Here is a 20,973-nt window from a genome sequence, read left to right on the forward strand (position 1 = left end):
CGAGCGGCCAGCCTACTTACGCTGGCCGGCACTAGCCATCGAAGCGCAGGGCATCTTTTAGCGCAGTCCGGGCGGCAAGGTGGCTGCGAGTCGAGGTTAAAATTTCTGCTTCTCGCTCTAGGCGAGCCGCCGTGTCTTGAAGCTCCAACAATGCCTGCTGCTCTTGAGCCACGCCGTACAGATTGCTGGCGACCCAATAAGACAGCTCCAGCGGCAAATCTGGAATATCGTCGGGCACTTCGATTTCCTGATTAGTCAGCTTGGCCGAGAGCCGCACCACATCTCGCAAGAGCTGATCGACCTCAATGCTCAGAGAGTGGAGGTTTCGCTCGGTGGGGTGGTCTTCGATCCACTCGACTAGACCGACGTGATAGGGCTTTTCGCGCACGTAGTCCAACACTCGAAAGCGCTGCTGCCCTACGGTCATAATCTTCATGCGGTCGTCGGGCATCCGGTGGAAATTGGTGATCTCAGCACAGCATCCCACGCTCGCAACGCGACCATCCGCAGGGTCTACCATCAACACTCCAAAGCGGCGATCGCTCTGAAGAATGGTGTTCATCATGATTCGGTAGCGGAATTCAAAAATGTGGAGGGGGAGTCGCCGCCCCGGAAACAGAACAACCTCTGAAAGGGGGAAGAGGGGGAGTTCTCGAACCGCAACCGATGAAGAAAATGCCATTGAGTTCTGTCTAATCAGTATCAGAGCCAGAGAGCGCTAGAGACGCACCTGCACTCACACGCACTGCAACGACTATAGACCGCCGATGCAGCGCTGATGATGGTGCTGGTGGACCGCCATTGCCGTGTACACAAAGCTTTGGGCACTTGTCCTTCAGTTTATCGCATTCCTCTGGTTTTCCCAAGGTTCGACAAACTGCGCTCAGCGCTCTGCATGGTGTTCTGAGCTGTTCGTGATCTTCGCTTTTAGTGGTCTGAAGTTTTAGCGTTCTGACTTGTCGTCCTGATGCTGAAGGCTGACCCTCGATAGGGGCGACAGGGGGCTAACTGATGCTCCTAACCAGTTGAGATAGTCTGCTGATCCGGCTGCGATCGGCAGCGCGAGGATTTCGGGAACGTCGTAGCTGTGGAGTTCCCGGATTTTGGTTTCGAGGTCTGGAAACAGGGTTAGGTCAGTCTTGATCACAAGCTGCCACTCGTCTTGCTGCTCCAAGGTATTCTGCCAGGTGTAGACCGAATGGACGGGGAACAGGCTGACGCAGGCCGCCAGCCGTTCGGCGACTAGGGCGCGGGCGATCGCCTCTGCTTCGGTGCGAGAAGCGGCCGTCGTCAGCACCAAACCATACGGCGCTGGGAGATCGCGCATTGCGGGGAGGTCACTCATACGGTGCTGCGGAACTGATGCGTTGAGGCTGCTCTAGTCTGGTCTGGCTAAGTCTTGCCGGGTGTAATGTTTCACAAAAAGGAGGCAGTTCCGCTGATCGGGCGATCGCCGATAGTCTAGAATGTCCGCTGTTTTTTTCATCAGCAGCAGCCCCCGACCGCCTGCAGCATCCCGGTCTACCTCATCTGGAATCGCTTCCAGCATTTTTCGCAAATTAAACGTCGGGCCACAGTCCCAGATCTGAATTTCCAAAACCTCTTTGAAAATGGTGACGCTAATTTCGATTGGAGTGTCTGGTGAACAGTTGCGATGAGCATGGCGGACGGCATTGGTAAAGCCTTCGGCCAGCGCCAACTGACATTGCAGCCAGACCAGCTCTGGAATGCCCGCGCATCGCAGGCCGTCAAACCAGTCCAAGACATGATTTAGCTCGCTGAGCTGGGTATCGACCTGAATCTGCTCGCTCCGGAGCATGGTCAACTGAGGCGATCGCGGTGCCGATCGGGCGGGCGAGACTTCGCAGGAAATCCTCGTCTCTTGGGAGGTGAAGCCGGAAGAGGACGACATAAACGCTTATCTTAATAACTATCGTCAAGGTGTCATTGCTCTAGCCCTAGTCTTCCCATGCCGCAGATTCTTATCATCGACGACGACTCAATGATTCAAACAGTTTTGAAAAAAGCGCTGCAATCCCAGGGCTATGAGGTTGCGATCGCAGAGGACGGGGAGACTGGGCTAGCGCTAGCCGAAAAGCTGCGGCCCGCGCTAATTGTGTCGGATTGGGTGATGCCAGGACTAGACGGGCTAGAGGTTTGCCGCCGGGTCAAGGCAAATCCGGATTTGTCCACTACCTTCTTCATCTTACTCACAGCTCAGAGTGCTGTGGAAGATCGAATTCAGGGCTTGGATACGGGCGCGGATGACTTTTTGGCGAAACCGATTGAAATTAATGAGCTTCAGGCGCGAGTGCGGGCGGGGCTACGGCTGCACTCGCTGAGTGAAGATTTGCAAACCCAAAAGCGCCTGCTCGAAAAGGAGCTATCGGAAGCCGCCTCCTACGTGCGATCGCTCCTCCCGGCTCCACTGACGGGCGACATTGAAATCGACAGCCGCTTTATTCCCTCCAGCCAGCTTGGGGGCGACTGTTTTGACTATTTTTGGCTCGACCCAGACTATCTGGCGATGTATTTGCTGGATGTGTCGGGGCACGGACTGGGCGCGGCGCTGCCGTCGATTACGGTGCTAAACCTGCTGCGATCGCAGTCGTTGCCCAATGTCAACTTTTACCAGCCCCACGTTGTGCTACGGGCGCTGAATGAAGCCTTTCAGATGGACAGCCAGCACGACAAGTACTTTACCATCTGGTATGGCGTGTACAACAAAGTCAAGCGGCAGCTCACCTACGCCTGCGCCGGACATCCGCCCGCTGTGCTGATGCCGGGACGACTGCTGCCCCAGCCGGATAAACCCTCTGAGACTTGCCTGCTGGGGATGCGTCGAGTGCCGATCGGGATGCTGTCTGATACCATCTTTGAGAGCGATCGCTGCACCATTCCCCCCGGCAGCCTGCTGTATATCTTCAGCGACGGCATCTATGACTTGCCCAGTTCTGCGGGGCAGCCCACTTGGGGATTGCATCCGTTTATCAACACTTTGTCTAACTTTGCATCCAGTGGTGCAACTACTATCCCGAATCTCGATCTCTTGCTGCAAGCAGTTCGCAGTCAGGGCGGCGTGTCTACTTTTAGCGATGATCTGTCTATTCTGCAAATCGCGTTTCACTAATTGCAGCCGATCACCCCGCCAACACACAAATGGGACATACTTACTCGATGCGTGAATCAAAAAAAGGTGTGCCACTCTAAGAGCGAGCAGCACACCCCACGATTTACAGAACCCTCAGGCAATTGGTTGCCGGGAGTCGCTTATTGCACCTGGCCTTGCAGCACCGAATCTGGGAACACCTGGTAGTAGCGGCTCATGTATTCGATGATGTAGCTCTCGGCGCTGGCCAGTTCTGGCATAAACCGAGAAATGACCTCACGAATTGCATCTGCCAGATCGCCGTAGCTGCGTGTTTTCGACTGCACGTAGGGTTCCAATCGTTTGATCAGTTCCCAGTTGCTTTCGATGTTGGCGGCGCGCAGTGTGTCTTCTGCCGGAGATGCGGCGGGAGAGCCATACCGGGGCAGCACGCGGCTGACATAGGTGACGCGGTGCATGACGCGCCAGGGCTTGCCGACTTTTTGCTTGATCGACTGACGGAGGGCGATCGCATTCGGGTCATTGCTCTGCTCCAGCCACGCCCGGTCGATCACTTTGTTTTCAAAGTCCTTGAAGTGTTCCTGGCTGGGTTCCAGATAGAACGTCATAAAGCGATAGCCATCGACCTTGCCGGGGCACTTAGCGCGATCGCCCTTGGCATCATACAGCGACAGACCCAACCGTTCCGCCTGCTGCGGGTTGGCGACCTGGATGTTGCGCTCCACATCCAGATCCACCGTCACGCCGAAGGAGCTTTGGGAGGCGCTGGTCTTGGTTTTGGTGAGGGTCTGGCTGCCGCCCCAGAAGGACTCCAGCTCAAAGTTCACCGCAACTCCGGCGATCGCCGTGTTGAAGTCCATATAGCCCCCAATTTGACCCGACACCGAGAATGTGCCGCCAATCACCTCTTGCTGGGTCTCCATAAACTGCTGCGTTTCGGCAAACAGCCCGCCGTCCGCCGTCCAAACGTAGGTGTTGAATAGGTTGCGCCGTGTCAGTTCGGGTAGCTTATCTTCCTGATTCAGAGCAATGCCGCCTTCGATCGCTGCACCGATGCTGGTTCCCACTAGGGGGAGAACGGGTGTCCCTCGCGCCATGCCCTTTTTGCCCGCAGGTTCTACGTCATAGCTGCGATAGTCGGCCTCTAGCTCCTTCTGCTCCCGCTCGATGCGCTGCTTCAGGGCATAGGCTTCGATTGGCTTGAAGTAGCTGCGGTCGGGGCTAGAGTCGGTGGCGTTGGGATAATCCACCGCATCGACATTCAGCCCCACGCGACCGTCCAGCGTCCCCTGCTTCACATACTTGGGATTCATTGGGAACATGATCACGTTCCAGTCTTTGGGGATGTCGGGGTTGGGCTGCATCCGCAGGGCCACCGTCACCCGCCGCGCCGGGTCGCGATGCTTCAGCCGCATCACAAACACATCCGCCGTTTCCGACTGCACCAGCGCAAAGCCGACGTTTTTCGGCACATAGCGCTTACCCAGTTCGGGATAGCGCGGCCGGGCATCGGCTTCCCAGTCGCCCTGAGCAGTCAAGCGGCTGAGGGTGTTGGTGGTTTTGCCAAAGCTGACGGTGCTGCTTTGCAGCCAGCTTGTGTTGGTTTCCATATTGCCCTTGATGCCCAGCACTAGGTTCGTGTTGACGGTTTCCACCACCAGCCCAAACCCAGCCTCGTTTTTCACCTTAAAGCCCGCACCGAGCTTCATATTGAGGGCAGTTTTATAGCTGCGATCGCCCGTGTTGGCGTAGGTGTACATCATCTGGTCGGCTTCGGTGAGTTCCACCGTGCTGACCTTTTCGTAGGTATCGCGCACCGTTAGGTTTTCGCTGGGCACGGGCGGCGCACCCTCGATAAAGCCGATGAGCTGCGGGTCATACTGCGCCTGCCCCACCCACTCCAGCTCCAGATCGCCGACCTTGTAGCCCGTCAGCAGCCGCCACTGGCCGTTGCGGATGTAGGCGTAGCAGCGCTTCATCACGCCTATCAGGTTGCCCGCCGAATCGGATTGCATATCGCCGTATTCCTGCACCGCAGGCGCGTTTGTCAACACGTCATGAAAGTCGGTCTTGACCTGGGCCAGGGCGCTGCGAACCTGGGCGGTTTCTGTGCTGACGGGGGCCGTAGACAGGGCGAAGTAAGCCAGGGTCGCGTCCGTCAGCGGCGAGTTGGGCGCAGTGCCTGGAATCGCCAGATGCAGCCCGCGTCCAGAGCCATCTTGCAGTGTGTTGCTCACTTCGCTGGCGTGGTAGTAGGCGAGGAGCTGTTCAAAATCACCCGCGATCGGACGGAACAGATTATCTTGAACTTGCTCCAGCGTGCGGGCGACTTTCCAGATGCGAACTTCGTCCAGTTCGCCTGTGAAGGCGTGGCGCTGCAACGCTGGGTTAGCGGTCGGAGCGCTTGCATCCGTACCCAGCGAAAATCCAGGTGTACCCCTGGTTGACTGACAAAACTTGAAAAGGAGGGAGGCTAAGCCCTTGGTAAAAGGGCACTCGCGGATTAGTGTGAAAGTTACCACACAAACACAACTGAACCATGCGAACCTCCCGTCTTTATGATCAGCGATGTGACCTTTTGGGTCAATCCACACAATGGGCAGATCGCCGTCATCTGCAAACCCTGATTTGGATGGTGATTGGACTAATTTGTAGTGAATGCATCAACCTCACCAAATGGGGTGTGGTATTACCTTTTAGTAAAGGACAGAGGAAACGTTGAGCCTGCCCTGTTCTGTCAGATTCTCTCTGACACGGCGATTATAATCGTGGACGGTTCTTGGAGATGTCATGAGACCCACAGGTTGGGCAGGTCATCTCGATGGTCATGGAGCCTACTCCCCCAAAATCTACGAATATGACAGCTTTACCTTTTTTATATCCTTTACGATAATCCACCACCTGAAATTTTCGATTGGGGATTGGGGAGTTTGGATTTTGGATTGGGAGGTTGACCGGCCAAAATCCAAAATCCAAAACCCAAAATCGCCCTTATCTGTTCTTACTCATTCGCGCTAGGGTTGCTCCGCATTTCGCGGTGCAGGCAGCGCAGCACTTCGCCGGGTTGCTCGGCGTTGAGGACGATGCCGTTGGGCGGAAATTCGAGGGCGTGCGTCCACTCGAAGCGTTCGGCATAGCGGAGCAGGTGCAGCCGGTCGATGGCCAGTTGCGCGTCTTCGGGCAGGCCGATGATGTAGTGGCGCAGGCGGCGACGGCGCGGCAGTTCGCAGGTGAGCGGCGGCAGCGAAAACTGGGTCGCCTCCGAGCGCGGGGACGACCAGGTGTATTGAATTGTCAGCATTTGGGGTTTCCTCCAGGAAACGAGTGGGGTAGGAAACCCCGAAATGTTGGCCGCCCCCGGAGGTGAAGCACTGGGACAGGGCGGCCTACAATGGACGCAGCCCTGAGACAGGCGGTGACTGTCGAGGGGTCAGGCGTTGGTGGGTGCTGCTAACACCTGCCAATGCCGTGGATGACTAAACGACCAAAATTTCGGGGGAAAGGTAAGCCGCGCTGACTTGGGGTCATTCACAGCTTGATGGACGATTGTACTGGATGCGATCGCCCTCGTCAATTGTCCTATGCCAGCCACCCCACGTCTTCTCCTTCCACAACACAGCACACCGCATCCCCAGGTTCCCCAATCTCAGGTCAGGAAGGGCGATAGGCCGTCACTTCGATTTCTATTCGCATATTCAAATCGGCTAATCCCGCCACGATCATCGTTGAAGCGGGGCGGATCTCTCCGAAGTATTTTCGCAGCACGGGCCAGCAGGGTTCAAAGTCTTCTCGGTTGGGCACGATGTAGCGAACGCGCACCACATCCGCCAGAGAAAACCCGGCTTCGTCCAGGGCGGCGCTGATATTTTTCAGGGTTTGTTCTGCCTGCTCTACTACGTCGTCCGAAATCGTCATGGTGCGATAGTCGTAGCCCGTGGTGCCCGACACAAACGCCCAATCGCCCTCCACCACAACGCGAGAGTAGGCGACTTCACGTTCAAAAAAGGAACCGGAGGAAATCAGGCGGCGACTCATGATGAAGAGAAATGAGGTTTTAGGTTGCAGAAATCTGGACAGCACCACGCCCTCATTACGAAGGAGGCAATTATATTTAAGTCTCGCAAACAGCGCTCCAGATGGAATCACGAAAAGCCTTTCAGCCTCCTGGACTAGCAATCTAAAATCGCCAATCTAAAATCCAAAATTAACCTCAGTCCGACTGCCGGGACTGCAAGTAGGAGCGCAGCAGCAACAGGCTGGAAATCGACTTGGAATCCACCGCTTCCCCGTCTAGGATGGCTTGCTCTAGCTCCTGCGGGGTCAACAAGAGGGTTTCCAGATCCTCATCTTCATCCAATCCTGGCGGCGTGTCTAGCTTCTCCAACTCCGTTGCTAGGTAGGTGTAAATAATCTCGTCGGAATAGCCCGGAGCCAGGAAAAACTGCCCCAGCTTGTGCCACTGGCTGGCTTTGTAACCGGTCTCTTCCTGAATTTCGCGCTGGGCAGTGGTTAGTGGGTCTTCGTCTTTCTCGATCGTGCCTGCGGGAAACTCCAGCAGTCGCCGCGATGCCGCAAAGCGATATTGCCGCACCAGCACCAGCTTGCCCTCTGCCGTCATGGGCACGGCCACTGCCCCGCCCGGATGCCGCACACATTCCCAATCGCCCTCGGCTCCGTTTGGCAGGCGCAGGCGGCTCACCTCAAAGTTGAACTTGCGTCCCTGAAAGAGGAGCTTTTGCTTGAGGCGCTGGGGAGGTTCGTGGGCCATGGTCTGGAAGGGGTAGGTAGCGAGATTTTGGAGTGAGGGGGTGGCGGGAGACGGTTTGGAGGATGCCATCACGCTCGCATCAGCAGCGCTACTGCGTAGGCCGCGATCCCCTCTTCTCGTCCGACGGGGCCCAGCTTTTCGTTGGTGGTGGCTTTGATGCCGATTTGATCCGGGGCGAGTTGGAGGGTGGTGGCGAGGCGATCGCGCATTGTTTTAATGTGCGGCTTCAGTTTGGGCCGCTCTGCCACGATGACAGAATCGATATTTCCAATCTGCCAACCTTGTGACTGAATTAGCGCGTGGACTTGTTCCAGCAGCTTCAGGCTGTCGGCTCCGGCCCACTGCGGGTCGGTGGGCGGAAAGTAGTGCCCAATATCGCCCAGGCTGAGCGCTCCCAGCATCGCGTCCATGATGGCGTGGGTCAGCACATCGGCATCGCTGTGGCCCAGCAGCCCCAGTTCATGGTCTATCTTAATGCCGCCCAGGATGAGGGGGCGATCGCCCACCAGTCGATGAATGTCGTAGCCGTTCCCAATCCGAATCGCCATAGAGTTTCAGAATTTCGTGGAAAGAGTTTCGTGGAAAGTGTGTTGCAGAAAAGATGCTCTCTCACGCTAAGCCCTGCTCGAAAGCGGGCGATCGCCCAGCGCCCAATTGCAAGCTAATTACTGCCCCCTTGTCGCAACCGATCTGCCTGTTGCAGTGCGGCGCTGCTGTTCTCCCGGTAAAGCACGACGCGGTTTTGGGCAGTGGTATAGCGGCTGTCGGTAGCAGGCACTTGGGCCATGAGATCGGACGCTCGCTGCCATCGGCTGGCCAGGTCTAGCCAGTCGGCCGAGGTTTGCGCCGTTTGCCCATCGCGCACGGCCGCCTCTGCCAGCCGCACCGCTTGGACAAAGGGATCGGGCGTGGGGGCAGGCGCAGGAGACGGGGACGACTCCACTGGCGAGGCCGGCGCGACGACCTGCTCCATCGGCTTGGGAAGAGAAATGCCCAGCCAGTCGGCCAGGGCCCAGCCCACCAGCAGCGCCAGCACCCCCAGGCTCAGCCCGCCAATCAGAATGCCCCGCCAAAACTGTTTCTTGGCGCGTGCCTCGGTGGGGGATTGGGCCGCAGGTTTAGCAATGTCGAGCATTCGGTTATAGCGCCAGTCTTCGACCATGCGCTGGAGCGGGTTGGGCTGGGGCAGGGTAATTTCTTGCGACCAGAGGAGTTGTTTTTTGGGGTCGCGCTGGATATCCTCAAGCCAGAGAAGCTGCTGCTCTCGCACAATACGGCTGTTGATATTGACACGACGAATGCCATTGGGACTGAGCCGCTCCAAGATGTAGCGGACATCTTCAACGAGCGACTGCTGTTCCAACTGTTCCAGCGTCTCCGCCTCGCATAAAAGCTGAAGCACGCCGTGATCCAGCACCGCACGAGTCCGCACGCCAGCATCCGCCAGCCGTTCGTTTAGCACCTGAATAATCGCCGACACGCTTCCTTGGCGTGCCTGACGCTCGATATCGTCGATGGGGTCTACCATAATCGCTTGGCAGCAGCCTGATGGCGTTTCCAGTGATTTTAAGACTACGGTTTGTAGAAAATCATTGTAAACAAAGAAGGGCGATCGGAATGCGATCGCCCCTTTATTATGTATGCTCCGAACCCTATCACCAGGTTTTTATAGTATCGCTTTATCCAGCGGCGACAAACTTTCAAGTGCCCCTGATTGTCGTATCTGTGCTTCACCAGTCCCAAAACCGGATCTGCTTCACTGCCACGTTTTTGGTTACGTTTGTCCAGTAAATAGGAACTGGCTACGGAATTCCTCAGCGCTATTCTATCCGCCCCGTTTCCGCCCGCTACGTGCCCTTCCCAGTCGCCTGATTGACAGCCGCACTAGCCCCATCCCGCAGGCAAACTTAAACGCTCTTAAAGACTCATCGGAACTGAATCCAAAAAACTGGCCGCCTAAAGAGTTCGTTTGACGTAGCGGACGAAACGCGGGCCACCACGCCACCCGTATCGCGGCATACGTCCAAAGTATCCGCCGTGAAAGTGGAAACCTTTCTAATCTCGTACCGTTTCAATCCCTGGAAGGGATTTGTGGGTTTTGCGACTTGGGGAATCGACTGGTTCTAACGGTTCGGGTCAGCGGTTGCCGAGGTCTTTGCATCCAACCCAAGCGGTTTCGGTCAATCCGCTGCAACACGGTTTATGTTAGCCTTCGCAATCGCCCTTCATCTCCCAACACCCACACCTCTCGGCGATCGCCCGTTTCTCTCAGTACCGACATATTTGGGCGATCGCCCCCCGGATACCTTTTGGAACCTCGAACTGCTGACCCAAATCTACCGCGACTTAAAGTTTGCAACTTACTCGAAAGTGTTTGGGAGTGTGCGGCTTGACCCGGATCTCGAAGAACCGAGCCTCTGCAAGTGGGGGGCGAATCGCCTACCCACCGACAAGCTGACAGAACCAGAACGCTGAGGGCTAACTAGTAATTAGACTGATCCGGTCTGCCTATCCACCCCCAGGAGGGTAGGGCTGATTCTCTAGATAAAAGAAATCAGAGTCGGCAAATCATGCTGGAACAAGCGAATGGCTTTTGTAATGGAGGAATAGCCAGCTTTACGAAACAAAGAAATTGCCCAGGAGCGCAACAGTGCCATCAGCGTTGCAGGGTTAGCAGCGCGAATCCAGGAAGCATCTTCACCCTGCACGACATCTTTAACCCAATGTAATTTGTTTTCTGTTGTGCCCCGATGGGCTTAATCATCCCACTCAGCTGTTGAGCGTCTATGACTTGAGAGATGATAAACCAGGACTGTCGCTTAAAAGGCTGTCGCTGACGGACTCCCGAACGCTCAACGCAGACAAATGCCGCTAACGCTTGCCAATCTTGGGATAGCTCTGGGGGAGCAGCAAAGACTCGAACCCGACGAGTCACAACCCGACCATGAGAGGTATCGAGGAACTCGTGAGAACTCAGAGGAACTTGAGTTTGAGCGCACTGCTGTGCCTGCTCCAGCAACTTGCGTTGATTGGCTTTGAGTCCAATGCAGTAATGATTGCCAACGTCGATAATCTCACAAACCGTTTTTTTGGGTGTGCAACGCATCCAAGGTCACCCACACGCCTTTGACATCAAGCTGTTGCAGCAAGTGTCTAACGCTTACAATCTCACTGCTTTCGCCATTATGGAAGCTCACTTGCCCAATCACCACATCCCACCGTTGCACACAGGCACTCACGACGGTGACAAAATCTTGCTGCTCGCCATAGCAGTCCTTCAGGGTACTAGCTAACGCTTTGCCATCCAGCGATATCACCTCCCCTGGTTCTGTCGGCAATGCTTGGTTCGCCCATCGCATGAATATTTCAGTAACCTTGAGGGCATCCACATGCAGAGTCATATCCCGCAAGGTGGAGTAACTGGGGAGTTTCGCTTTCGCTAAGTCGAATAATTCAGCGACCTCCTGTTGGTGACGCTTCATGAAGTCTTCTAGCCCTCTGAGGCTGCTATACCCGCTCATGACACCCAACAAGGTCATCAACAGCATCAACCACAGGGGATATTGGACTTTCCGTCCCCGCGCCAATCTGGAATCGTTTCTAATTGTTCAATTAATGCCTCTACTCCCATCTCTTCGCCTTGATCTCATCTCTTCCAATCTGTATTCTTCCGGGTAGAGAATCAACCCTAGGGGGCTAGGGGGGATCTCATGCCACGCCAACCTCGCCAACTCCGCCCCGGCTTCTGCTACCACGTCACCATTCGCTGCAACAACCGCGAGTTTCGCCTGACGAAACCCGAATGCCGCGAAGTGTTGCTCTACGCCATCCAGAAATGCCAGGACAAATACGGCTTCAAGCTGTATGCCCTGTGCATTATGAGCAACCATGTGCATTATTTGCTGGAGCCGCAGCAGCCCGAAGAGTTGCCGAAAATCATGCACTGGCTGAACTGGTATAGCGCCATGTGCCTGAACCGAATGCTAAACCGCACCGGGCACTTTTGGGAGAAGCGATACCACAGCACGGGGTTTCCCATTAGCGACAAGCGGCGGGCGCTGAACACGCTGCGCTATATCCACGCCAACCCCAAGGCAGCGGGAATGCAGCAGGGATTTTTCTATGACTATAGCAACTATGGCAGCTATGACCGACTGACCCAGGACGGGCTGACGCAGTGGCATCCGGCGTTTTTGGCGCTGGGCAGAACGTTGGATCTGTGTGCCGCCATCTATCGCCAGTTTTGCAAAAAATACAAGCCGAAGCCGAAGCCGGAGAAGCGCAACCATTGGGGAACGAAACTGCTGGCGCAAATCAAGGCGCGGAGCAAGCTCAAGAAAAAGAGCAGCCCCGGACAAAAGAGCCTGTGGGACGAGTGGGAAACCCCGGCAGCGGAGATCCGACAGGTGGCGAAGAAGTTTGTATTGGCAAATTGCTATGACCCGGAGGTGATGAAGCTCCAGTTTGAGGAAATAATCGACTCGACGTAGAAAAACGTCAGGTGCCAGGTAACAGATCGCCAGGACAGGAGGTGGATTATGCGGTAGAAATGGGCTGAGTTACAAAACTTTAGAAAAGGCTGAAGCGCTTATCTGCTACAGTCTACAAGTCTTCGCGCGAGAGAAGAAAACGCCATACCCCCTACCAAATACCTGACCCAAAGCTCCACCCCAACCCAGCCTGCAACCGGAAATTCTCCCCGCCGAGATTTTTTGAGGTCGAACGTGAGGTCGTTGTAGCTCAACCAGTCGTCGTCCTTGCGCCAGCCGACGCGATCGCCAAACTCTTCCCAGTCGTCATTGTAGTCCATCGGGCTGCCGCACTCTTCCCAGATGCGCTTTTGCACACTAAAGCCCCACTTGCCGCCGCTGTAGTGAACCCAGAGGCGATCGATCGTCTTCAGGTCTTCGCAGGGAAAGTTTTCCAAATCTTCTTCGTCAAATAATTGCCCTTCTTCCTTGCCGACGGTGGTAATCATTAGCCGATAGGTTTCTTCATCCGCTTCGCGCCATTGTCCATCCCTCAGCAGCGCTTCAAGCTTGGCATAGCGCGTGTTAGATACCGTTTTTTGGAGAGCGTTGAGTTCCGTGTTAAGGGCTGGATCGAACTGCTTGGTGGTTTCCAGAAGGCACAGATGCGCTAGGTCAAACGCGCCTCGACGGATCATTTCTCGAACTAGCGTAGTGGGATTGACCTGAGCGGCATAGAGCAAAATGGTCGGCTTCCACCAACCGTCATCAAAGCGCTCATACAACTGGCTTTCTTGACTTGGTTGCTGCTGAGCAAGCCGAGCGATTTCTGTGGCGGCTAAATACTCTTGAAAGCTGAGGTGCGCGAATTCGTATTCTTCTTCCTGTTGCACCAGCAGTTCGCTAATTTGCACGACTTGTTCCAGAAAATCTTCGGCTGCAATCGTTTCGCTCTGCTGCTGCAAATACTTATTTAGCGCTTTTAACAAGACTGGTCGCTTCACGCGCTCTTTTTTGGCGTGCATCATTGCCAGGGCAAGACGTTGCAGGACGGTTTGAGCCTCGCAGCGAGTCAGCACGGTTTCAATCTGACGTGCGCTGGGACGGTGTTTTAGCTGCAAGTGGCAAATGTCGCGATACAGGTCAACTCGTCGGTTGGGCAGTTTTGCTCCCGGATTGCGCCAGTGGAAAGTGGCGATCATGTTGAGCAATAAGGGATTTTTGGCCAACTTCTGAAGCTCTTCCTGCGACTCGATTTGATCAAGCAAATCCGTTGCAATTTGTTGAGCCGTGTGTTTCACTTCTGGGGTATCGCGTCTGCCGCTGGCGTAATATTCCTGCGCCCAACACCACTGATCCACAAACTGTTTGCGCTTTTCCTTGTCGAAATCTTGCACCCATAATACTGTTGCCAGATCCAGACGGTCTGCCGGGTTTTGCTCTTGATAAGCTTTGGGACGCGACGTGAGGATAAACACTGAGTTCCGGTAGGCTTCCAACTGTGTATTAATCCAGCGAGCCACTGCGGGACGCTCCTCTTTCGCTATTTCATCGAACCCATCCAGCATGATCAGTGCATTGCCTTTCCTCAATAAATCCCTTGCCCAATTATCGGGAGGAATCAAACCCTCTGCTTCGGGCAGTTTGGGGATGTGATGTTGGGTAATTAAGTCGGGGAGGCTGGGCGGGTTTTGGGTCAAAAGATCCCGGTATTTTCGCAACACCAGCAAAAACGGAATGAGCCGGGGTGCATTTTCTGGGGCTTGTTTGGTGCCATAGCGATGGGCAATGTGCTTGAGCAGGGTCGTTTTGCCGTAGCCGCCCCACGCCAACACTACAAGCTGTCGATAGACCGAATCTTGCCTTACCTGCGCCAAAAAGTCCCAAATCTCCAATTTTTTCTCAACATCACAGTTTGCAGGCAGCTTGTATCCTGGTAGCAGGGTTCGCGAATCCAGGGTTAGAGGCACAAAGACCTGTTCTAGCAGCAATATCGATATGGTTTTTTGTCTGGTGTCGCTGGTCATGGCATCTCGCGGGATATCAGGACGATCGCCCTCACATGCCCATGCCTGCCGCTGAAGATAGCGATCGTCAAACCCTGTGATCTTCGCTAAGCCCTGATCAACCTTAGAATTGAGGGATTGCCCGGCCCGCTGTAGCCGCTCTTGATTGCTTTTATGAAGCGGTTCTAGCAGCTTGCCCAAGTAAGAAAAGCAAAAGCCAATCAAAACGGCGGCGATCGCTTCTGCGACTTTCTTCTCAGACATCAACAGCCACAGCCCAGCTGCCCCGCCCACTCCAACCCCGCCAGGCTTGAGGATTGTAGTTATTAATTCAGCAAGCTGTTGCGCGATGGATTGAGCAGGGGGTTTCTCAGACATAGGGCTGTGCGTAAACAGATGTCTCTTTTTTAGCCTATGTTGCTAAAAACTTAGGGATGTCCGAAGAGGCGGTTTCGGTGCTGCTGGCTTCGTGAACGAGTGCAAGCGTTAAGGGGCAAGGGGCAAGGGGCAAGGGGCAAGGGGCAAGGGGCAAGGGGCGATCGCCTACCATATGTACAGCATCAAACTCAACTGCGAGGCGAGGGAATGATTACGGCTGCGCCTGCCCAGCGTGAAGAACGAGTCGTCTTGCATGATGAGAGCATACACTCCAGTTTTGGCATATTTACCGCTCAAATGCCCAATCCTATGGCGTAGAGATGCGAGGTTGTGGATTTTGGAGTGGAGATTTTAGATTGGGGAGTTTGGATTTTGGATTGACAGACTCGGCCGCCAAAATCCAAAACCCAAAACCCAAAATTACCCTTATCTGTTCTTACTCGTCTTACTCGTTTGCGCCAGGGTTGCGCCTGACCTCGCGGTGCAGGCAGCGCAGCACTTCGCCAGGTTGCTCGGCGTTGAGGACGATGCCGTTGGGCGGAAATTCTAGGGCGCGGGTCCACTCGAAGCGTTCGGCGTAGCGGAGCAGGTGCAGCTGGTCGATGGCCAGTTGCGCGTCTTCGGGCAGGCCGATAATGTAGTGGCGCAGGCGGCGACGGCGCGGCAGTTCGCAGGTGAGCGGGGGCAGCGAGAACTGGGTCGCCTCCGAGCGTGGGGACGACCAGGTGTATTGGATTGTCAGCATTTGGGGTTTCCTCCAGGAAACGAGTAGGGTAGGAAACCCCGAAATGTTGGCCGCCCCCGGAAGTGAAGCGCTGGGACAGGGCGGCCTACAATGGACGCAGCCCTGAGACAGGCACGGACTGTCGAGGGGTCAGGCGTTGGTGGGTGTTGGTCGCACCTGCCAGCGCCGTAAGTGACTAAACGACCAAAATTTCGGGGGAAAGGTAAGCCGCGCTGACTTGGGGGTCATTCACGGCTTGATGGACGATTGTACTGGATGCGATCGCCCTCGTCAATTGCCCTCCTGCTCAATTGCGCGGATGACTTGCGCTTGCCATCTTATCTATCTTGCGATCGCCCAGTGCGAATCTTCAATCATCCCGTGGTACAACTCTGCAACGGCCGCCTCTTCCATGAGTGGCAATCGCTACACAGGAATGATGCACTTGCGATCTCCAGCTACAGGCAAGAAAGATTCGACCCATAGCCTTGTTCTGTTATGCGTATAATGACCCTGATGCGGGTCGGCGTATCTTCTGGCGAGGCGAGTTTGGCGACATGAGTGACACCCTGGTACGGCAATCCTCGGTGGGCGAGTCTTTGTTTGAAATTGAGCATCTGCGGGTGGCGTATCCGTTCCAGCGGGGGCAGCAGGCGGCAAATGCGGCAGATGCCGATGGTCTGGACTGGGCGGTGGATGATGTGTCGCTGGTGCTAAAGGCGGGCGATCGCCTGGGGCTGGTGGGCGAGTCGGGTTGCGGCAAATCAACGCTGGGGCGGGCGGCGGTGCGCCTGCTGCCTGCGGACACGCGCATCGAGGGGCGCGTCTTGTTTCGCGGGCGCAATGTGTTTGAGCTAGATTCGGCCGATCTGCGAAAATTTCGCGGCGAGGTAGTGTCGATTGTCTTTCAAGACCCAATGACCCGGCTCGACCCGCTGATGACCATCGGCGACCACTGCGTTGAAACGCTGCGATCGCACGTCCCGGATCTGTCTCGCGCTGCGGCCAAAGAGCGGGCGATCGCCACGCTAGAAGCCGTCAACATTCCCGCCAGCCGCTGGAACCAGTATCCACACGAATTTAGCGGCGGAATGCGGCAGCGAGTGGCGATCGCCCTGGCGCTGCTGCTGAATCCCAAACTAATCGTCGCCGACGAGCCGACCACCAGCCTCGATGTGACCGTCTCCGCCCAGATTTTGCAGGAACTCACGCGCCTCTGCCAGGAGCGCGACATGGGGCTGCTGCTAATCTCCCATGACCTGGCGCTGGTGGGCGAATACTGCGATCGCATTGCCGTCATGTACGACGGCAAAGTGGTGGAGACGGGCCCCACCGCCACCGTCCTCACCCAGCCGCAGCACCCCTACACCCAGTCCCTCCTCCAGTCCGCCCTCCACATCCAGGCAAACCCTTCTCCCCCTCCCCCCCTCTCTCCCTCCCTCCCTCCTCTGCTCAAGCTCGAAAACCTGCAAAAGCACTACACCCTGGAATCCAACTTCCTGGCAAAAATTTTGTCGGGCAAGCAAGATGCTGCCATCCGCGCCGTAGACGGCATCTCGCTCGATCTGTATCCGGGAGAAATTCTGGGACTGGTGGGCGAGTCGGGCTGCGGCAAAAGCACCCTGTCGCGGACGATCCTGCGGCTGGTGGAGCCGACGGGCGGCAAGATTGAGTTTTTGGGTCATGACCTGACGCGCCTCTCGCGGGAAGATCTGCGAAAACAGCGGCGGCAGATGCAGATGGTGTTTCAAGACCCCCACGCCTGCCTGAACCCGCTGATGACGGTGGGCGAGAGCATTGCTGACCCGCTGCTAATTCACGACCTAGCAGACGCAGCGGGCGCAAAGCAGCAGGTATTGCAAATGCTGGAGCGGGTGGGGCTAACGCCGCCGGAGGACTATGCCCAGCGCTATCCGGGCGACCTCTCCGGCGGACAGCAGCAGCGAGTGGCGATCGCCCGCGCCCTGATCACCCGCCCCCGGCTGCTGATCTGCGACGAACCCGTGAGTATGCTCGATGCCAGCGTGCAGTCACAAGTGCTAGAGCTGATGCTGCACCTCAAGCAAGAGTTTGACCTGACGTACCTGTTCATCACACACGACCTCTGGCTGGCGCGATTTTTGTGCGATCGCATCGCCGTCATGAACGCAGGCAAAATCGTCGAAATCGGCCCCACCGCCGAGCTATTTGCCAACCCCCAGCACTCCTACACGCGAACCCTCCTGAAGGCTGCGCCGCTGCTCAGTCGGGTAGGCGCGGCGCAGTGATGGAAGGGGGAAGAGGGAAGAGGGAAGAGGGAAGAACGAAGAAAGAAAAACGAAGAACGAAGAGAGAAGAGGGAAGAACGAAGAGAGAAAAACGAAGAGAGAAGAACGGTGAGTGTCCCGATTTCTTCACCACCCTCAATATGAAACGTCTTCCTTCTTCATTTTTCGTTCTTCATTTTTCGTTCTTCATTTTTCGTTCTTCATTTTTCGTTCTTCCTCCTTCCCGTCACCCCAAAAACTCGTAGGCAGTAGACAAGCTCACTTGGAGCGTCGGAACCTTCACATGATTTACCAGGTTATGCTCCAGGGCTTGCTCTGGGGTGAGATACCAATCGGCGTGGCCCCGCTGATGCACCTGCTCGACAAAGTAGCCCGGCGGCTTCTGGCAGTTTTCATCCAGAATTTGATACAGCAGCGCATTGAGCCGCTTTACTTCGTCGGCATCGGCAATGATCTCGCCGGCCTTGCCAAAGGAGACGGTGAGGCAGTCGTGGATCATGATGCGGCTGTTGGGGGCAGCATAGCGATAGCCGTGCCAGCCGCAAGAGAGCAGAATCGCACCTGCACTCATGGCCTTACCCATGACAACGGTGGCGATCGGCTTGGGCGACGAGCGGCAGATATCGACCATCGCCATCAGCGTGTCGATTTCGCCGCCATAGGAGTCGATCAGCACGGGAACCACAGGTTGGAGGGATTCTACGGCTCGGTTAAATTGCTCCAAAAAAGGTTTAACTGCGTCAGACTTAAATTCATTAACCCACACTACGGCTGGGGGAGGGGCAAGTTTTTCCAGGGCTTCGCGCTCTGCACGAGCATTGGTGGTGTATTGGATACGCATCGACGAGAGACTAAACGTTTCCCTATCCTAATCCACAGGCAGATTTGTTTGTCGAGTCTAACTTTTGACGCTGCAAGTGGGAATCATTTTTGTGTAGTATTCTCTTTGAGATTTCTTAACCTTTGGTCTGTCTTTAGGCGCAACGGTGCATCCTAGCTTGACACTGAACGTTAAAGCCTCCTGATTCCACATCACAGCGCTTGTGAAAAGGGCGATTCGCGAAAGCGATCCCTACGGGAATCGCCTCCCTCCACAAGCGCAAACTTTCCATCTCACGGCCCGCCAGGGCATCATCCTTCGCAACTTAGAGCATATTGAATGTTTGGTCTAATTGGTCATCTGACAAGTCTGGAACACGCTCAATCCGTTGCCCGCGATCTGGGCTATCCCGAATATGCCGATCAGGGGCTTGATTTTTGGTGCAGCGCCCCGCCCCAAATCGTCGATCACATCAAAGTCACTAGCGCCACGGGGCAGGTGATCGAAGGCAAGTATGTGGAATCTTGCTTTTTGCCGGAAATGCTGGCGACACGACGCATCAAAGCCGCCACCCGCAAAGTCATCAACGCCATGGCCCACGCTCAAAAGAACGGCATCAACATCACGGCGCTGGGCGGTTTTTCCTCGATTATTTTTGAGAATTTCAACCTGTCGCAAATCCAGCAGGTGCGCGACGTGACGCTGGATTTTGCCCGCTTCACCACCGGCAACACGCACACGGCCTACATCATTTGCCGCCAGGTCGAACAGGCTTCTCAGCAGGTGGGCATCAACCTATCGGAGGCGACGGTGGCGGTCTGCGGCGCGACGGGCGACATTGGCAGTGCGGTGTGCCGCTGGCTGAATGCCCGGGCGGATGTGAAAGAACTACTGCTGATTGCGCGAGATCAAGAGCGGCTGCAAAACTTGCAAGCGGAACTGGGGCGCGGCAAAATCATGGCGCTAGAAGAGGCGCTGCCCGAAGCTGACATCATCGTGTGGGTGGCTAGTATGCCCAAGGGGGTGGAGATCGACCCGACCACGCTGAAGCAGCCCTGCCTGCTGATCGACGGCGGCTATCCCAAAAACCTGGGCACCAAGGTGCAGCATCCTGGCGTGTATGTGCTGAACGGCGGCATCGTCGAGCATTCGCTGGACATCGACTGGAAGATTATGAACATCGTCAATATGGACGTGCCGGCCCGCCAGCTCTTTGCCTGCTTTGCCGAGTCAATGCTGCTGGAGTTTGAAAAGCTGTACACCAACTTCTCCTGGGGACGCAACCAGATCAGCCTGGAAAAGATGGATCTGATCGGGCAGGTGTCGCTGAAGCACGGCTTCCGGCCGCTGCTGATGGAAGGCTAACGGGGCAGGGCGATCGCCACGACTGGGAACTTTTGGGACATTGCATCAATCGCTGTAAGCTTAAAGATGCAATTTTGCGGCGAGGGTTGGCCGGGGCGATCGCTCTTTTTTCAGCCTGTTGCAGGGCGGGCGATTCGCGAAGCGATGCCTACAGGAATCGCCCATCGCAGCGACCCATTCTCTCGCACTACCCTACGCCTTATCCATTTCCCTGAGGAGACCATGAAGCGGCGCACGTTGATTCGATATGCAGGCAGCGGTTTGGCAGCAGCGGCGGCCACCGTCGGGCTATCCCAAACCCAGCAAGCCCAGGCGCAAGCCAGCAATGCCGTGACGATTCAGGCGTTAGGACACACCTGCTTTTTGTTTACGGGCGGCGGTCTGCGAATTTTGGTCAACCCGTTTCGCCCCATCGGCTGCACCAAAGGCTATCGCGCCCCCCGCGTCGCGTCTGATCTGGTGATGATCAGCAGCCGCCTGTTTGACGAAGGTTCTCTGGAGGGACTCCCCGGTAGCCCGCGCCTGTTGGCAGAACCGGGCATTTACGAGTATCGCGGCGTGCAGATTCAGGGCGTGCGATCGCCCCACGATCGCCAGGGCGGGCGGCGCTTTGGGTTTAACGTCACTTGGCGCTGGAACCAGAGCGGGCTAATCCTGGCGCACATGGGCGGCGCGGCGGCTCCAATTGAGGTAGAACAGCAAATTCTGATCGGTCGCCCGGACGTGCTGTTTGTGCCTGTGGGCGGCGGCCCCAAGGCCTACAACGCAACAGAAGCCCGTCAGGCCGTGCTGGCGCTAAACCCGCGTATCATTGTGCCGACGCATTTCCGAACCGCCGCCGCCGATGCCAATGCCTGCGACATTGCCCCTGTGGATGAGTTTCTGTCGCTGATGGAGGGCGTACCTGTGCGGCGACCCGGCGACACGATTACGCTGCGCCGCTCGGAACTGCCGTCGGAAGGCTCGCGAATTGAGCTACTGAGCTACAGATTTTAGGGCGATCGCTCGTTAGCATGGAATTTATCAGCGGCAGCGTCGTCCCGTCGCCTTGTCGGGCGGCTCCGCCA

The 20,973-nt window shown here is 56.1% G+C and carries 20 protein-coding genes; 6 read left to right on the plus strand and 14 right to left on the minus strand.

Annotation, left to right across the window (positions count from 1 at the left end; translation table 11 throughout):
- Positions 1-31: 31 nt before the first annotated feature.
- The 3 genes from O77CONTIG1_RS13145 to O77CONTIG1_RS13155 all read right to left on the minus strand — a co-directional run bounded on the left by O77CONTIG1_RS13145 (position 32) and on the right by O77CONTIG1_RS13155 (position 1,912).
- The gene (locus tag O77CONTIG1_RS13145; protein WP_068511235.1) at positions 32-682 is read right to left on the minus strand and encodes an LON peptidase substrate-binding domain-containing protein; all 651 of its coding nucleotides are present in this window, start codon (positions 680-682) and stop codon (positions 32-34) included.
- A 261-nt stretch (positions 683-943) separates the two neighbouring features.
- Complete coding sequence (gene cutA / locus O77CONTIG1_RS13150; RefSeq protein WP_286132311.1) at positions 944-1,345, minus strand: divalent-cation tolerance protein CutA; 402 nt, start codon at positions 1,343-1,345, stop codon at positions 944-946.
- Between the two features lie 33 nt (positions 1,346-1,378).
- The gene (locus O77CONTIG1_RS13155) at positions 1,379-1,912 is read right to left on the minus strand and encodes an ATP-binding protein (RefSeq protein ID WP_084782604.1); all 534 of its coding nucleotides are present in this window, start codon (positions 1,910-1,912) and stop codon (positions 1,379-1,381) included.
- A gap of 57 nt (positions 1,913-1,969) precedes the next feature.
- Between O77CONTIG1_RS13155 and O77CONTIG1_RS13160 the strand changes: the two genes are divergently transcribed.
- On the plus strand, positions 1,970-3,130 hold the full coding sequence (locus O77CONTIG1_RS13160) for a PP2C family protein-serine/threonine phosphatase (RefSeq protein WP_068511241.1): 1,161 nt from the start codon (positions 1,970-1,972) through the stop codon (positions 3,128-3,130).
- A gap of 140 nt (positions 3,131-3,270) precedes the next feature.
- Here the strand turns inward: O77CONTIG1_RS13160 and O77CONTIG1_RS13165 are convergent, their stop codons facing one another.
- The 6 genes from O77CONTIG1_RS13165 to O77CONTIG1_RS13190 all read right to left on the minus strand — a co-directional run bounded on the left by O77CONTIG1_RS13165 (position 3,271) and on the right by O77CONTIG1_RS13190 (position 9,405).
- Positions 3,271-5,490: a hypothetical protein gene (locus O77CONTIG1_RS13165; RefSeq protein ID WP_068511244.1), complete on the minus strand. Its 2,220-nt coding sequence runs from the start codon at positions 5,488-5,490 to the stop codon at positions 3,271-3,273.
- 620 nt (positions 5,491-6,110) lie between these two features.
- Positions 6,111-6,410, minus strand: a complete 300-nt coding sequence (locus O77CONTIG1_RS13170; RefSeq protein WP_225894575.1) for a hypothetical protein — start codon at positions 6,408-6,410, stop codon at positions 6,111-6,113.
- Between the two features lie 350 nt (positions 6,411-6,760).
- Entirely contained in the window at positions 6,761-7,144 is a 384-nt protein-coding gene (locus O77CONTIG1_RS13175) for a RidA family protein (RefSeq protein ID WP_068511246.1), read from the minus strand.
- 175 nt (positions 7,145-7,319) lie between these two features.
- Positions 7,320-7,877 (minus strand): NUDIX hydrolase, encoded by a 558-nt coding sequence (locus O77CONTIG1_RS13180; protein ID WP_068511249.1) that lies wholly within the window; start codon positions 7,875-7,877, stop codon positions 7,320-7,322.
- Positions 7,878-7,945: 68 nt separating this feature from the next.
- Positions 7,946-8,425: a 2-C-methyl-D-erythritol 2,4-cyclodiphosphate synthase gene (ispF, locus tag O77CONTIG1_RS13185; RefSeq protein WP_068511251.1), complete on the minus strand. Its 480-nt coding sequence runs from the start codon at positions 8,423-8,425 to the stop codon at positions 7,946-7,948.
- A 113-nt stretch (positions 8,426-8,538) separates the two neighbouring features.
- On the minus strand, positions 8,539-9,405 hold the full coding sequence (locus O77CONTIG1_RS13190; RefSeq protein ID WP_068511253.1) for a hypothetical protein: 867 nt from the start codon (positions 9,403-9,405) through the stop codon (positions 8,539-8,541).
- A 674-nt stretch (positions 9,406-10,079) separates the two neighbouring features.
- Here O77CONTIG1_RS13190 and O77CONTIG1_RS13195 point away from each other — a divergent pair.
- Complete coding sequence (locus O77CONTIG1_RS13195; protein ID WP_156435239.1) at positions 10,080-10,352, plus strand: hypothetical protein; 273 nt, start codon at positions 10,080-10,082, stop codon at positions 10,350-10,352.
- 65 nt (positions 10,353-10,417) lie between these two features.
- On the opposite strand, the gene O77CONTIG1_RS24545 is transcribed toward O77CONTIG1_RS13195, so the two are convergent.
- Both O77CONTIG1_RS24545 and O77CONTIG1_RS13205 read right to left on the minus strand, forming a co-directional pair.
- Entirely contained in the window at positions 10,418-10,585 is a 168-nt protein-coding gene (locus tag O77CONTIG1_RS24545) for a hypothetical protein (RefSeq protein WP_156435241.1), read from the minus strand.
- A gap of 366 nt (positions 10,586-10,951) precedes the next feature.
- Positions 10,952-11,425 carry an ISAs1 family transposase gene (locus O77CONTIG1_RS13205; RefSeq protein ID WP_068511260.1) on the minus strand — a complete coding sequence of 158 codons (474 nt, stop codon included), beginning with the start codon at positions 11,423-11,425 and terminating at the stop codon, positions 10,952-10,954.
- Between the two features lie 162 nt (positions 11,426-11,587).
- On the opposite strand from O77CONTIG1_RS13205, the gene O77CONTIG1_RS13210 reads away from it, so the two are divergent.
- Positions 11,588-12,367, plus strand: coding sequence for a transposase (locus O77CONTIG1_RS13210; RefSeq protein ID WP_068511262.1), 780 nt, complete (start codon positions 11,588-11,590; stop codon positions 12,365-12,367).
- Positions 12,368-12,465: 98 nt separating this feature from the next.
- On the opposite strand, the gene O77CONTIG1_RS13215 is transcribed toward O77CONTIG1_RS13210, so the two are convergent.
- Both O77CONTIG1_RS13215 and O77CONTIG1_RS13220 read right to left on the minus strand, forming a co-directional pair.
- Positions 12,466-14,730 (minus strand): GUN4 domain-containing protein, encoded by a 2,265-nt coding sequence (locus O77CONTIG1_RS13215; protein ID WP_068511264.1) that lies wholly within the window; start codon positions 14,728-14,730, stop codon positions 12,466-12,468.
- Between the two features lie 445 nt (positions 14,731-15,175).
- Positions 15,176-15,475 carry a hypothetical protein gene (locus tag O77CONTIG1_RS13220; protein ID WP_225894577.1) on the minus strand — a complete coding sequence of 100 codons (300 nt, stop codon included), beginning with the start codon at positions 15,473-15,475 and terminating at the stop codon, positions 15,176-15,178.
- A 536-nt stretch (positions 15,476-16,011) separates the two neighbouring features.
- On the opposite strand from O77CONTIG1_RS13220, the gene O77CONTIG1_RS13225 reads away from it, so the two are divergent.
- On the plus strand, positions 16,012-17,721 hold the full coding sequence (locus O77CONTIG1_RS13225) for a dipeptide ABC transporter ATP-binding protein (RefSeq protein ID WP_197673183.1): 1,710 nt from the start codon (positions 16,012-16,014) through the stop codon (positions 17,719-17,721).
- Positions 17,722-17,947: 226 nt separating this feature from the next.
- On the opposite strand, the gene O77CONTIG1_RS13230 is transcribed toward O77CONTIG1_RS13225, so the two are convergent.
- A complete protein-coding gene (locus O77CONTIG1_RS13230) occupies positions 17,948-18,562 on the minus strand; it encodes a ClpP family protease (RefSeq protein WP_068511266.1) in 615 nt (204 codons plus the stop codon).
- Between the two features lie 318 nt (positions 18,563-18,880).
- On the opposite strand from O77CONTIG1_RS13230, the gene O77CONTIG1_RS13235 reads away from it, so the two are divergent.
- Both O77CONTIG1_RS13235 and O77CONTIG1_RS13240 read left to right on the plus strand, forming a co-directional pair.
- Positions 18,881-19,906 (plus strand): long-chain acyl-[acyl-carrier-protein] reductase, encoded by a 1,026-nt coding sequence (locus O77CONTIG1_RS13235; protein ID WP_068511268.1) that lies wholly within the window; start codon positions 18,881-18,883, stop codon positions 19,904-19,906.
- Between the two features lie 66 nt (positions 19,907-19,972).
- Entirely contained in the window at positions 19,973-20,902 is a 930-nt protein-coding gene (locus O77CONTIG1_RS13240; RefSeq protein WP_317134098.1) for an MBL fold metallo-hydrolase, read from the plus strand.
- Positions 20,903-20,973 lie beyond the last annotated feature (71 nt).

The sequence above is a fragment of the Leptolyngbya sp. O-77 genome, from assembly GCF_001548395.1.
GTDB lineage: Bacteria > Cyanobacteriota > Cyanobacteriia > Elainellales > Elainellaceae > Thermoleptolyngbya.